This is a genomic window from Novosphingobium ovatum, assembly GCF_009909235.1.
In the GTDB taxonomy this organism is placed as follows: Bacteria; Pseudomonadota; Alphaproteobacteria; order Sphingomonadales; family Sphingomonadaceae; genus Novosphingobium; species Novosphingobium ovatum.
This window is the reverse complement of record NZ_JAAAPO010000001.1, coordinates 260,084-274,255: the sequence shown is the minus strand read 5'-3', so window position 1 is coordinate 274,255 and position 14,172 is coordinate 260,084. Positions and strand designations below refer to the sequence as shown.

The following is a 14,172-nucleotide window of genomic DNA, read 5'->3' as shown; positions in this document are numbered from 1 at the left end:
CTCTTACTTGCTCACATAGACCGGCTTGCCGCCCGCCTGGATCTGCAGCCACTGCTTGCGGATCAGAGCCTTGACGGGAGCAGGCATCGGCACATAGTCCAGACGGTCAGCGGCAGCATCGCCGTTCTTGTACGCCCAGTCAAAGAACTTCAGCACATTGGCAGCCTTTTCAGCATTGGCCTGCTGCGTGTGCATCAGAATGAAGGTCGCACCCGAGATCGGCCACGACTTGGGACCGGGCTGGTTGATCAGCAGGACATAGTTGCCCGGCGCACGACCCCACGGCGCACCAGCGGCGGCCGCGGCAAAGGCTTCGGCTTCAGGCTTGGGGAACTGACCAGCGCGGTTCTGCACCAGCGTGTAGGCCACGCCACCCTTGCGGGCATAGGCATATTCCACATAACCGATCGAGCCGACGGTCTGCTTGACGAAAGCGGCGACGCCATCATTGCCCTTGCCGCCCAGACCCACCGGCCAGTTGACCGAGTCATTGGCACCCACGCGCTGCGACCACGAAGGCGAGGTCTGCGACAGGAACGAGGTGAAGATGAACGAGGTGCCCGAACCGTCCGAACGGTGCACAACCGTGATCGGCAGCGGGGGCAGACGCAGGCCGGGGTTCAGCTTGGCAATGCGCGGATCGTTCCACGCCTTGACCTGACCCAGGAAGATTTCGCCCAGCAGCGCGCCGGTCAGCTTGATCTGACCCGACTGGATGCCAGGCAGGTTGACGATGGGCACAACGCCGCCGATGACGGTCGGGAACTGCACCAGACCAGCCTGCGACAGCTCACCAACCATCAGCGGCTTGTCCGAGGCGCCGAAATCGACGGTCTTGGCCTTGATGTTCTTGATGCCGCCACCAGAGCCGATGCCCTGATAGTTCAGCTGGTCACCGCCAGCCGCCTTGTAGGCCTGCGCCCACGCCAGATAGATATCCTTGGGGAAGGTAGCGCCAGCACCAGTGATGGTATCGGCATGGGCAGTACCGGCAGTAATGGCCACAGCGCCCAGCGCGATCATGAATTTGCGAAACATGGTATGACTCCAATTGTTCGGGTCCGTTCCTGATCTGGGCGCTAGACGCGCTTCATTACGGCTTTGTGACAAAAAGGTTGATAGGCACCCCGCCGGGCATGGTTTTGATGACCTCTATATACGGGCCTGAACCGAGCCAATCCGCCCGCCATCGTCAACTCACGTGTTTATACGGATATTTCTGTTGCCCCAGAGCCACACCAACATGGCCTATTAACCATACTTGCCACCTTCCCCCATCCAGACGGACACATGTTTGTAACATAACGGGACTAACCGCCCCGGTGGAAAGGCAGCGCGCTTTGGCACTGCCGGTCTGGGTATGTAGGGCGAGTGAAGAATTTCTACCAATGAGGTAGAGTTTCTGAGTCGCGGACGGGACACGCCTTCCGCTAGCACCCCCTCACACACGCAACACGGGCAGGCATCAGCCTGTCTGGCAAGAATTCAGGGATTACCGGCACTGCGGTTGCGGTGTCGGCAGGGCATCTACAGAGGGAGTTTTTCCAATGACGATTCGCAACTCGATTGCGCTGGCGGCTGTCGCCACCGTTCTGGCCGTGCCCAGCATGGCGCAGGCCCATGCCGGTCACCACACCACCGTGACCAAGAAGAAGAAGGCCCGTCCGGCCCCCGCCGCCGAAGCCGCCGAAGCCGGTCTGACCACCGCTGAACAGCTGCAGCTGGCCCAGCAGCAGCTGGCCATGATGCAGGCGCAGCTGAACGACATGCAGGCCAAGATCGCCGCTGCTCCGGCCAAGACCGACGTGGCTGACGCCGCCAAGGCCGCCGCCGCCGCGCAGGCCGCCGCTGTCAAGGCGCAGGCCGCTGCCGACAAGGCCAACACCTCGGCCGCCTCGACCGCCAAGACCGTGGGCACCATGAGCTGGGCCGCCAAGACCAAGCTGTCGGGCCGCATGTATTACAACGTCAGCTCGATCACTGCCGAAAACACCGCCGGTACGTCGGTTGAAAAGGACGGCGGCATCCAGATCAAGCGCTTCTACATCGGTCTGGACCACCAGCTGGACAAGACCTTCTCGGCCAACATCACGCTGGACGTCGACAACCTGCTGCGCAGCACCTCGGGCGCGACCGACGTCGCCATCTTCGTCAAGAAGGCTTATGTGCAGGCCAAGTTCTCGCCGGCTCTGACGATCCGCGCCGGTGCCGCCGACATGGCTTGGGTGCCCTACGAAGAATCGCTGCAGGGCTTCCGCCACATCGAGAAGACCTCGACCGACTATCTGGGTCTGGGCACCTCGGCTGACTGGGGCGTGCACGCTCTGGGTTCGTTCAGCGACGGCCTGATCAGCTACCAGATCTCGGCTGTGAACGGCGCTGGCTATCGCACCGCCAGCCTGACGCAGACCATCGACATCGAAGGCCGCGTCTCGCTCAGCTACAAGGGCTTCAACGTCGGCGTTGGTGGCTACACCGGCCGTCTGGGCGCCAATGTTCAGAACACCACGACCTACAAGAACGGTGACCGCTTCAACGTGATCGCCGCCTACAAGGGCAAGCTGGGCAAGGCTGACTTCACCGTTGGCGGTGAATACATCTACGCCAAGAACTTCACCACCACGCTGATCAAGTCGGCCACCTCGAACGACAGCACCGAAGCCTACTCGCTGTTCGCCTCGGTCTCGCCGGCGCCCAAGTGGACCGTGTTCGGCCGCTATGACTTCATGAAGGCCAGCAAGGACCTGAACCCGGCCCAGCACCTGAACTTCTACAACGTCGGCCTGCAGTTCTCGCCCGCCAAGATCTTTGATCTGGCGCTGGTGTACAAGCGTGACCAGGGCACTGCCAGCCTGGTCAAGGGCAACCTGGTCTCGGGCCAGGCCAGCCGCGACGAAGTGGGCATCTACGGTCAGTTCCGCTTCTGATCGGGCGGCGCCCGGAAGGGGGCGCCACCTGTCGAAACGAACGACAAATGGGGCGGGCGGGACATCATGTTCCGCCCGTTTCCTTTTGGCCAGTTGCCGCGCGGCCGGGCCTTGGGCACTATGAACGGGTGAATGACGCGCCCGCCCCTGCCCACGATCTGACCGTTGTCCTGCTGGCGGCGGGGGCATCGCGCCGGATGGAAGGGGCGGACAAGCGGTTTTTGCCCATCGCGCGCGCCGATGGCGGCGGATATTGGCCACTGCTTTGCCACACGCTGGCGCTGTATCGCGGCTTGGGCCTGCCGGTGGTGGTGGTCACACCGCCCGAATCGACGCCCATCGCCCATGCCATCGCCACCCATTTCCCCGATGACACCGCGATTCGCCTGATCGCCAATCCGGCGCCCTCCGATGATCAGGGCGAATCGGCCCGCATCGGCCTGTCGCATGTGCCCGCCGCGGCGCTGATCGCGCTGGTGGATCACCCGCTGTTGCGGCCCGCCCATGTCGCCGCATTGATTGCCCATGCGGGCGAATCGGCGATTGTCATCCCCCGCCACAACGGCGCACGCGGCCATCCCGTCCTGCTGGGCGCGGCCCATGTCCGCGCGATTCGCGCCGCCCCCGCCCTTACCCCGCGCCAACACATCGCCGCCATGGGGCACGATATCCTCTGGCTGGACAGCCCCGATCCTGCCTATACCACCGACATCGACACGCCCGCCGACGCTGACCGGCTGATCCCCGGTTGGCGGCACGCGGGCCAACCCTGAACCGAACAGCGCGACGAAAGAGCATCGGCATGAAACTGCACAACAAGGTTTGCATCGTCACTGGCGCGGCCAGCGGCATTGGTCTGGGCATCGCCCGCCGTTTTGTCGCCGAGGGCGCGCGCGTCGCCATCGCCGACCTGAATGGTGACGCCGCCGCCAAGGCCGCCGCCGACCTGAACGCCGCCGGCCCCGGCGCGGCCATGGCGCTGACCATGGATGTCACCAGCGAGGACGCGGTGAACGCGGGTGTCGCGCAAGTGGTGGCGCAATGGGGCACGGTGGACGTGCTGGTGTCGAACGCAGGCGTCCAGATCGTCAATCCGGTCGAACAATTCGCCTATGCCGACTGGAAAAAGATGCTGGCCATCCATCTGGACGGCGCATTCCTGACCAGCAAGGCGGTGCTGCCGCATATGTATGCACAAGGGTCGGGCACGGTGCTGTTCATGGGCTCGGTCCATTCGAAATTGGCCAGCCCGCTCAAATCCGCCTATGTCACCGCCAAGCACGGGCTGATGGGTCTGGCCCGCACCCTGACCAAGGAAGGCGGCACCAAGGGCTTGCGCGTCAATGTCATCTGCCCCGGCTTTGTGCGCACGCCTTTGGTGGACAAGCAGATCCCCGAACAGGCCGCCGAGCTGGGCATTTCCGAGGAGGAGGTGGTCAAGAAGGTGATGCTGGGCCAGACGGTCGACGGCGAATTCACCAGCATCGAGGACATCGCCGAAGTCGCGCTGTTCTTTGCCGCCTTCCCCACAAACGCGCTGACCGGGCAATCGCTGATCGCCAGCCATGGTTGGTGCATGGAATAAAGCGCGCAGCACACCGCGACAATCGGCCCCGTGATCCATGCGGATTGCGGGGCCGTATTGTTACGGGCCGATACAAATTATCAATATTTGCGGTTTGAGTGCCACGCCACCGCCAGACACAAGCACAATATCACATAGGCAGCCCTGCGGGGCGCCCTTTTGCCGCTTTTCATCGCGCCTGTGCCGCGTTCTGTCTGGAGACATCCTCGTGTCCACCCCTGCTGACCATACCGCCACCGATCGCCCCCGTTCACGCTGGACCACCTATGGGCTGGTGCTGGCCGGATTGGTGGCAACCGGCGGGCTGGCCAAATATGTGGCCAGTTCCAGCGGGCAAAAAAGCATGGGCGGCCGCCCCGCCGCCGCTGTGGGTGTGGCGCGGGTGGATCTGGCCGATGTGCCGGTGCAGGTGGCCGCGCTGGGCACGGTGACGCCGGTCGACAGCGCGACGGTGCGCACGCAATTGTCGGGCAATGTCACGGCCGTGCTGTTTGCCGAAGGACAGATCGTGCAACAGGGCCAAGTGATCGCCCAGATCGATCCGCGCCCCTATCGTCTGGCGCTGGCACAGGCGCAGGGCACGCTGGCGCGCGACATGGCGCAACTGGAATCGGCCCGTGCCGATCTGCGCCGGTACGAAACGCTGGCCGGGCAGGATTCGATCGCGCGGCAACAGGTTGACACCCAACGCGCCAGCGTCAAGCAATTGGAAGGCACCGTTGCCTATGACCGCGCGGCGGTGGGCACGGCACAGCTGAACCTGCAATATACCGCGGTCAAGGCGCCCTTTACCGGGCGGATCGGCCTGAAACAGGTCAGCGTGGGCACCTATGCCACGCCGTCCGACACCAATGGCATTGCCGTGATCACGCGGGTTGATCCGATCGACGTGGCCTTCTCGGTGCCACAGGGCACACTGGCCGCGATCCGGCAAAAGCCGCAGGGCGGCGCGGGCCTGCCGGTTACCGCGCTGGATCAGGACGGCAAGACCACGCTGGCCAGCGGCAGCTTCCGCACGCTGGACAACCAGATCGACACCACCACCGGCACCGTCAAGGCCAAGGCCCGCTTTACCGGAGCCTCGGACCGTCTGTTCCCCAATGCTTTTGTCAACATCCGCATGCAGGTCGACACGTTGCGCCAAGTACCGGTGGTGCCGGTATCGGCGGTGCGGCACGGCGCTCCGGGCGATTTCGTCTTTGTCGTACGGCCTGACAACACGGTAAAGCTGACGGTGGTGAAAACCGGCCCCAGCGATGGCACCCGCACGGCAATCCTGTCGGGCCTGACGCGCGGCGCGACCGTTGTGGCCGAAGGCGCCGATGGGCTGGATGATGGCTCAAAGGTCAGCCTGCCCGGCGCCAAGCCCGCCGCCAAGGCCGGGCAGTAAGCGCCATGGACAACGCCGTTCCCAACGCGGGGCTGGACACGCCCAGCCCGTCGCGCCCGTTCATCCTGCGCCCGGTGGCCACCACCCTGCTGATGCTGGCGGTGCTGCTGGCGGGGATCATCGCGTGGCGGCAATTGCCGCTCTCGGCGCTGCCGCAGGTGGATTACCCGACGATTCAGGTCCGCACCCTGTACCCCGGCGCCAGCCCCGATGTCATGGCGCTGACCGTCACCAGCCCGCTGGAGCGGCAATTGGGCCAGATGCCCGGCCTGACGCGGATGACGTCCAATTCCTCGGCCGGGGCCAGCGTCATCACCCTGCAATTCGAACTGGGTCTGGAACTGGACGTGGCCGAGCAACAGGTGCAAGCCGCGATCAACGCCGCCAATTCGCTGTTGCCCTCTGATCTGCCCGCCCCGCCGATCTATGCCAAGGTGAACCCGGCCGACGCCCCGATCCTGACGCTGGCCGTGACCAGCGCCACCCGCCCGCTGGGCGAGGTGCAGGGCATCGTCGAGCGCCAATTCTCGAACAAGATCGCGCAGGTATCGGGCGTGGGCCTGGTCAGCCTGTCGGGCGGGCAAAAGCCGGCGGTGCGGATTACCGCCAATGTCCCGGCCATGGCCGCGCGCAGCATCAGTCTGGAAACGCTGCGCACCGCGATCAGCAACGCCAACGCCAACATGGCCAAGGGCAGCTTTGACGGCCCCACCCGCAGTTGGACGATCGACGCCAACGATCAACTCTCCAGCCCGGAGGATTACCGCAATCTGGTGATTGCATACACCAATGGCGCGCCGGTGCGGTTGGGCGATGTGGCCACGGTCGCGGCGGGCGTTGAAAATGTGCGCACCGCCAGCTGGATGAACAAGCAGCCCGCCGTCATCATCGATGTCCAGCGTCAGCCGGGTGCCAATGTCATCGGCACAGTCGACGCGGTCAAGCGTGACCTGTCAGGCCTGACCGCGCAATTGCCCGCCGACGTCAAGGTGACCATCCTGACCGACCGCACCACCGGTATCCGCGCCAGCGTGCATGACGTGCAACTGGAACTGGCGCTGGCCGTGGTGCTGGTGGTCGCGGTGATCTTTGTCTTCCTCGGCTCGCCGCGCGCAACGGCGGTGGCGGCGATCTCGGTGCCTTTGTCACTGGTGGGCGCGTTTGCCGCGATGTGGGCACTGGATTACTCGATCAACAATCTGACGCTGATGGCGCTGACCATCGCCAGCGGCTTTGTGGTGGACGATGCCATCGTGGTGATCGAAAACATCGCCCGCCATATCGAACGCGGGATGAAGCCTTTTCCCGCCGCGCTCAAGGGCGCCAGCGAGATCGGCTTTACCATCATCAGTCTGACCGTCAGCCTGGTCGCGGTGCTGATCCCGCTGTTGTTCATGGGCGATGTGGTGGGGCGGCTGTTCCGCGAATTTGCCGTGACGCTGGCGGTGACGATTGTGCTGTCGGCGGTGGTATCGCTGACGGCGGTGCCGATGCTGGCGGCCCGCTGGCTGCAACCCGAGGCGCAGGAACACCACCCCCGCTGGGTGGCGGGCAGCATGGCCGCGTTTGACCGGCTGACGGCGCGCTATACCGCCGCGCTGGATTGGGTGATGGACCGCCCGCGCCAGACGATGGCGGTCTTTGCGCTCAGCCTTGCGCTGACGGGGCTGTTGTTCTGGGCGATCCCCAAAAACCTGTTCCCGACACAGGACACCGGGCAAATCAACGCCACGATCATCGCCGCCAATGACAGTTCGTTTGGGCGGATGAGCCAGTTGCAACAACAGGTCGCGGCCAAGATGCTGGCCGATCCGGCGGTCGACAGCCTGTCGTCCAGCGTGGGGGTGGATGGCGTCAACCCGATGGTCAATCAGGGCCGCATGGTCATCAACCTGAAAGACATCGGCGAACGCGATGATCAGGACACCGTCATCGCCCGTCTGACGGCGGCGGCCGCGCAGATTCCCGGCGTGCAATTGTATCTGCAGCCGGTGCAGGACCTGACGGTGGATACTGAAACAGGCCTGACGCCCTATCGCTTTGTCCTGCAATCGGCCGATCAGAACGCGGCCAACCTGTGGGGCGCCAAACTGGCCGCCGCGCTGCGCGATGCGCCCGAACTGCGCAATGTCAACGCCCATGCGCTGGCCCAGGGCCGCGCGGTGATCGTTGATGTCAACCGCGACGCGGCCGCCCGGCTGGGCCTGTCGACGTTGGCCATCGACAATGCGCTGTATAATGCCTTTGGTCAGCGGATCATCTCGACCATCTATGGCCAGTCCAGCCAGAACCGGGTGATCCTGACGGCGGACGGGGCGATGATGGCCGATCCTTCGGGCCTGTCGCGGCTGTATCTGCCGCTCTCGGGTGGCGGTCAGGTGCCGCTCTCGGCCATCGCCACCATCCGCGAGGCACAGGCCCCGCTGGTGCTCAGCCGTCAGAGCCAGTTCCCCGCCGCCTCGATCGGGTTTGACACGGCCCCCGACGTTTCGCTGGGCGCGGCGGTCAGCGCGATTGAACGGGTCGAGGCGCAGATCGGCCTGCCCGCCTCGGTCACCACCGATTTCTCTGGCGCGGCCAGCGCGTTCCAATCGGCCCTGTCCAACGAGCTGTGGCTGGTGATGGCCGCGATCGTGGTGGTCTATATCGTGCTGGGCGTGCTGTATGAAAGCTTCATTCACCCGGTGACGATCCTCTCCACCCTGCCCTCGGCGGGCATCGGCGCGCTGCTGGCGCTCTCGCTGTCGGGTTATGGGTTGGGGGTGATCGGCATCATCGGCATCGTCCTGTTGATCGGCATCGTCAAAAAGAACGCCATCATGATGATCGACTTTGCCGTGGCGGCGATGCGCGATGACGGGCTGGACGCCGACGCGGCCATCCGCCAGGCCGCCCATCTGCGTTTCCGCCCGATCATGATGACCACCTTTGCCGCGCTGTTTGCCGCATTGCCGATGATTTTCGGCAGCGGCATGGGGCATGAGTTGCGCCAGCCGCTGGGTCTGGCGATTGCGGGGGGGCTGATCCTGTCGCAAATCCTGACGCTGTTCACAACGCCTGTGATCTTTCGCGGGTTCGAACGCTGGCGCGCGGCGCGCGCGGCCAATGCGGCGCAGGTGGCGGCATGAACATCTCGGCCCCCTTTATCCGCCGCCCGGTCGGCACCATCCTGCTGACCATCGGGCTGGCGCTGGCGGGAATTGCGGCGTTCTTTCAACTGCCGGTCGCGCCTTTGCCCAAGATCGACATCCCCACGATCATGGTCAGCGCCAGCCTGCCCGGCGCCAGCCCGTCGACCATGGCAGCCACCGTTGCCGCACCGCTGGAACACAAGCTGGGGACGATCGCGGGGGTTACGGAAATGACCTCGCGTTCGTCGCAGGGTTCGACGTCGGTCATTCTGCAATTCGACATGGCGCGCAACATCGATGGCGCGGCGCGTGACGTACAGGCCGCGATCAACGCGGCGCGGGCCGATCTGCCCAGCACGCTGAAAACCAATCCCACCTATCGCAAGATGAACCCCAATGACATGCCGATCCTGATCCTGTCATTGACCAGCCGCACCCGCGCGCCGCACGAAATCTATGACACGGTGTCGAACATCGTCCAGCAAAAGCTGTTGCAGGTCAAAGGCGTGGGCAATGTCGAGATCGGCGGCGGCGCTTTGCCCGGCGTCCGGGTCGAGATCAACCCGATGGCCGTGTCGCGCGCGGGCATCGCGCTGGAGGACGTGCGCACCGCGCTGCAATCGGCCAGCGCCAACCGCCCGCGCGGCGTGATCGAGGGGATGGACGTATCGGGCCACGGCCGCAGTTGGCAGATCTATGGCAGCACCGCCGGGGTCAAGGCGGCTGACTATGCCGGGCTGGTGATCGCATGGCGCGATGGGGCGCCGGTGCGCCTGTCCGACATCGCCACCGTGCGTGACGCCCCCGAGGACGAGCGCACCATGGGCCTGTTCAATGGCAAGAAGTCGGTGCAGATCATCGTCAGCCGCCAACCCGATGCCAATATCGTCGAAACGGTCGACGCGCTCAAGGCGCAGATCCCCAGCCTGTCGGCGCAATTGCCATCCGACATCAAACTGGCTGTGGCCAATGACCGTACCGTCACCATCCGCGCCAGCCTGCATGAAGTGGAGATCAGCCTGCTGGTTTCGATCTTGCTGGTGGTGGCCGTGGTCAGCCTGTTTTTGCAAAGCTGGCGCGCCACGCTGATCCCGACCTCGGCGGTGATCGTCTCGCTGCTGGGGACGTTTGGCATCATGTATATGGCGGGCTTCCTGCTCGACAATATTTCGCTGATGGCACTGACGGTGGCGACAGGCTTTGTGGTGGATGACGCGATCGTCGTGGTCGAAAACATCGCCCGCCATATCGAAGCCGGCATGCGCCCGATGGAGGCCGCGCTGAAAGGCGCGCGCGAGGTGGGCTTTACCGTGCTCTCGATGTCGGTCAGCCTGGTGGCGGTGTTCGTGCCGCTGATCTTCATGAGCGGGATCGTGGGCAGCATCTTCCGCGAATTTGCCCTGACCATGACGGCGGCGGTGATGATCAGCCTGGTCGTGTCGGTGACAACCACGGCGATGATGTCGGCCCGCATTCTGGCCCCACATGACGATACGCAGCCCATGCCGCGCCTGTTTACCGCGTCAAAGGCGTTTTTTGACCGGTTGCAGGGGCGCTATGCCCGGCAACTGGACTGGGCGCTGGCGCATCGCGGGCCGGTGCTGCTGCTGCTGGCGGGGACGCTGCTGCTCAACGTCTATCTGCTGGTGATCGCGCCCAAGGGGTTCTTTCCGCAACAGGACACAGGCAGCATGATGGGCGGCATGCGCGTTGACCAATCGATGAGCTTTACCGCCACGGCGCAGAAGTTCACCCAGCTGGTCGAAATCATCCGCAAGGACCCGGCGGTGGACACCGTGGTCGCGTTCACCGGCGGGGGCCGCGCGGGCAGCGGGATGATGTTCATCAACCTGAAACCGCGCAGCCAGCGGCCCGAAATCAACAAGGTGATCGCCCGCCTGCGCCCACAACTGGCGCGGGTGCGGGGTGTGAACCTGTTTTTGAACCCGGTGCAGGATCTGATGGCGGGCGGGCGGCAAACCACCAGCCAGTATCAATACACACTGCACGCCGAAAACGCCGCGCAATTGCAGGACGCGGGCGCGCGTCTGGTCGCCGCGCTCAAGACACAGCCCAAGGCGATCACCGATGTCGATATCGATCAGCAGGACGCGGGCGTGTCGGCCTATTTGCAGATCGACCGCGATGCGGCGGCGCGGCTGGGCATTGCGATGACCACCATCGACAACACGCTGTACGACGCCTTTGGCCAGCGTCAGGTGGCCTCGATCTATCAGGGGTTGAACCAGTACCATGTGGTGATGGAGGCCGACCCCGCCTTTGCCGGCAAGCCAGAGGCACTGGAGAACATCTATCTTCCGGGCGGCGGGGGCGTGGCGACCAAGGCCACCTCCAGCAACAGCTCGCTGGGCCAGAACGCGGCGACGGGCAGCGCCGTATCGACCAGCGCCAGCACGATGGTGCCGCTGTCGGCCATTGCCCGCTGGACCGACCGGCCCACCGCCGCAGGCGTTACCCACACCGATGGCGAACCTTCCGCGACAATCTCGTTCAACCTGCCGGCCGGCGTGTCGCTGGGTCAGGCCTCACAAACCATCGCCGCCACCATGGCCGCGCTGCACCTGCCCGCGACCGTCCATGGCGATTTTGGCGGCACGGCCAAGATGTTCCAGCAAACCACCAGTTCCACCCCGCTGCTGATTCTGGCCGCGATCCTGACGATCTATGTCGTGCTGGGGATTTTGTATGAAAGCGCGATCCATCCGCTGACGGTGCTCTCCACCCTGCCCTCGGCGGGCGTGGGCGCGGTGCTGGCGCTGATTTTGGCCGGGGCACAGTTTGACATGATCGCGCTGATCGGCGTCATCCTGTTGATCGGCATCGTCAAAAAGAACGCGATCCTGATCATCGACTTTGCGCTGGACGCCGAAAGGTCGCGCGGGGCCACCCCCGAAGCCGCCATCCGCGAGGCCTGCCTGTTGCGCTTTCGCCCGATCCTGATGACCACGCTGGCCGCCGCGCTGGGCGCTTTGCCGCTGGCGATCGGCTTTGGCGATGGGGCCGAACTGCGCCGCCCACTGGGCATTGCCATCGTGGGCGGGCTGATGGCCAGCCAGATGCTGACGCTGCTGACAACGCCGGTGGTCTATCTGGCGCTCAACCGCTGGCGCCGCCGTTCCCCGCACGAAGCCCTGCTGGCCCGCCACGACACCTCCCTTCCCGCGCCCGATGGCGCCCACAAAGGTCTGACCGCATGATTGCCCTGTCCTCTCGTTCCGTGGCCGCGCTGGCGCTGGCGCTGGCGCTGCCGGGTTGCTCGATGGCGCCTGCCTATCGCGTGCCGACTCTGTCGGGCGATGGGCGCGCGGCGGTGACCGATGCGTTCAAGGCCGATCCGGGCTGGCAAGCCGCTCAACCCGCCGATGCCATCGCCAAGGGCGCGTGGTGGGAACTGTTTGGCGATCCCACGCTGAACGCGTTGACCGCGCGGGTGGCGGTGACCAATCAGACGGTCGCGCAATATCGCGCCGCCGTGGTGCAGGCACAGGCCGCCTATCGCCAGTCGCGCGCCGCGCAATTGCCCTCGGTCAGCGCCAGCGGCACCACCAGCAGCAGCGCCAGCATGGCGGGCGGCGCACGCACCGACGCCAACGCCCTGAGCGCCAGCGCCGCGTGGGAGGTCGATCTGTGGGGCCGTCTGGCCGACACCGCCCGCCAGTCTGCGGCACAGGCACAGACCAGCGCCGCCGATCTGGCCAACGCGACCCTTTCGGCGCAGGCCACACTGGCCGGTGATTACCTGCAATTGCGGGCCCTCGACGCACAGGCCGCCATGCTGGACGAGACCATCGCCGGATACACCCGCGCGCTGGACATCACCCGCAACAAGCTGAACGTGGGCACCGTCAGCCGCGCCGATGTCGACACGGCCCAAACCACCCTGTCGAACGCATTGGCATCGCGTGAGGATCTGCGCCGCCAACGTGCCGCGCTGGAGGCCGCCATTGCCGTGCTGGTGGGCGAGAACCCCTCGGCATTCACGCTGGCGGTGGTGGCCGACTGGCGCCAGAATGTGCCCGATGTCCCCGGCCTCCTGCCCGCCGACCTGTTGCAGCGCCGCCCCGACATCGCCAGCGCCGAGCGCGCCGTGGCCGCCGCCAACGCCAATATCGGCATCCAGCGTGCCGCCTTTTTCCCCACGCTGTCGCTGTCGGGATCATTGAGCAGCAGCGCCAGCAACAGCGCGCAATTGCTGTCGGCAGGGACGTCGGTGTGGTCGCTGGGCGCATCCAGCGCGCTGACCCTTCTGGATTTCGGCGGGCGCGCGGCCAAGGTGAAACAGGCACGCGCCGCCTATGACCAAACGGTTGCGGCCTATCGCCAAACGGTGCTGAGCGCGTTTCAGGAGGTGGAAACGCAATTGGCCGCCGCGCAATCCTATCGCGCAGAGGCCACCCATTACGCCACTGCCGTGCAATCGGCGGGCCGGGCCGAAACCATCGCGCGCAACGCCTATGTGGCGGGGACAGCCGATTACACCACCGTCACCAGCGCGCAGGCCACCGCCTATGCCGCGCGGGTGAACCTGATCCAGAACACATTGAATCGCCAACAAACCGCCGTCACCCTGATCAAGGCGATCGGCGGACATTGGCAGGATGAGAATGGCAGTCCGGGGATGCAGCTGGTGCCACAGGGGCGGCACTGATTGTAAGATAGTACCTGATATTACTACCTAATCCCTTGAAAGACATGCCGCCCTATCGCGACAAAATCGGAAAAAAGCAACCATAGAACCGCAAATATCCCCCAATGATTGCTCCAAATAAGGGACATCTCGACTTCGGATGAAACAGCTTTCATGCAATCGTTATGTCGATCCGGTTTGGGTTGGCTGACACGCCTTCTTGCCCGCATCGATATAGTGCAGGTCAATCGCCACAGGCTCGCCTTGCGCCCTTCGGGATCGCCAGCGCAGGTGCCGATTGACGAATGCAGATCTGGCCGGGGCTGACCTTGCGATGCAGGGTCGGTACTTCGGGGCGGGCAGGCCCCTTGCTTCGGACGGGGACGGATCTGGCGGCGCTGTATCGGCGGGGAGGGGGCGGACGGATGGCCCGGACCGGATCAGTCCACCGCTCTGCCAACACGCGGACGCACACATGGTCATGGAGCAGC

Annotated in this window: 8 protein-coding genes; 7 read left to right on the top strand and 1 reads right to left on the bottom strand. The window is 64.8% G+C overall.

Annotation, left to right across the window (positions count from 1 at the left end):
• Positions 1-3 precede the first annotated feature (3 nt).
• On the bottom strand, positions 4-1,038 hold the full coding sequence (gene pstS, locus GTZ99_RS01235) for a phosphate ABC transporter substrate-binding protein PstS (protein WP_161716464.1): 1,035 nt from the start codon (positions 1,036-1,038) through the stop codon (positions 4-6).
• A gap of 509 nt (positions 1,039-1,547) precedes the next feature.
• Between pstS and GTZ99_RS01230 the strand changes: the two genes are divergently transcribed.
• The 7 genes from GTZ99_RS01230 (at position 1,548) to GTZ99_RS01200 (ending at position 13,702) form a co-directional block, all read left to right on the top strand.
• Complete coding sequence (locus GTZ99_RS01230) at positions 1,548-2,927, top strand: hypothetical protein (RefSeq protein ID WP_161716463.1); 1,380 nt, start codon at positions 1,548-1,550, stop codon at positions 2,925-2,927.
• A 128-nt stretch (positions 2,928-3,055) separates the two neighbouring features.
• Entirely contained in the window at positions 3,056-3,700 is a 645-nt protein-coding gene (locus GTZ99_RS01225; protein WP_161716462.1) for a nucleotidyltransferase family protein, read from the top strand.
• Positions 3,701-3,729: 29 nt separating this feature from the next.
• Positions 3,730-4,512 (top strand): 3-hydroxybutyrate dehydrogenase, encoded by a 783-nt coding sequence (locus GTZ99_RS01220; protein ID WP_161716461.1) that lies wholly within the window; start codon positions 3,730-3,732, stop codon positions 4,510-4,512.
• A gap of 208 nt (positions 4,513-4,720) precedes the next feature.
• On the top strand, positions 4,721-5,902 hold the full coding sequence (locus tag GTZ99_RS01215; protein WP_320076609.1) for an efflux RND transporter periplasmic adaptor subunit: 1,182 nt from the start codon (positions 4,721-4,723) through the stop codon (positions 5,900-5,902).
• A gap of 5 nt (positions 5,903-5,907) precedes the next feature.
• Positions 5,908-9,030, top strand: coding sequence for an efflux RND transporter permease subunit (locus GTZ99_RS01210; protein ID WP_161716459.1), 3,123 nt, complete (start codon positions 5,908-5,910; stop codon positions 9,028-9,030).
• Positions 9,027-12,251 (top strand): efflux RND transporter permease subunit, encoded by a 3,225-nt coding sequence (locus GTZ99_RS01205; protein ID WP_161716458.1) that lies wholly within the window; start codon positions 9,027-9,029, stop codon positions 12,249-12,251. Before GTZ99_RS01210 ends, GTZ99_RS01205 begins: the two co-directional genes overlap by 4 nt.
• Positions 12,248-13,702 carry an efflux transporter outer membrane subunit gene (locus tag GTZ99_RS01200; RefSeq protein WP_161716457.1) on the top strand — a complete coding sequence of 485 codons (1,455 nt, stop codon included), beginning with the start codon at positions 12,248-12,250 and terminating at the stop codon, positions 13,700-13,702. Before GTZ99_RS01205 ends, GTZ99_RS01200 begins: the two co-directional genes overlap by 4 nt.
• Positions 13,703-14,172: the final 470 nt, after the last annotated feature.

Bases quoted from the DNA above. Each gene is read 5' to 3' on its own strand.
- pstS (WP_161716464.1), bottom strand. From the start codon at position 1,038: ATGTTTCGCAAATTCATGATCGCGCTGGGCGCTGTGGCCATTACTGCC.
- GTZ99_RS01230 (WP_161716463.1), top strand. From the start codon at position 1,548: ATGACGATTCGCAACTCGATTGCGCTGGCGGCTGTCGCCACCGTTCTG.
- GTZ99_RS01220 (WP_161716461.1), top strand. From the start codon at position 3,730: ATGAAACTGCACAACAAGGTTTGCATCGTCACTGGCGCGGCCAGCGGC.
- GTZ99_RS01210 (WP_161716459.1), top strand. From the start codon at position 5,908: ATGGACAACGCCGTTCCCAACGCGGGGCTGGACACGCCCAGCCCGTCG.
- GTZ99_RS01205 (WP_161716458.1), top strand. From the start codon at position 9,027: ATGAACATCTCGGCCCCCTTTATCCGCCGCCCGGTCGGCACCATCCTG.
- GTZ99_RS01200 (WP_161716457.1), top strand. From the start codon at position 12,248: ATGATTGCCCTGTCCTCTCGTTCCGTGGCCGCGCTGGCGCTGGCGCTG.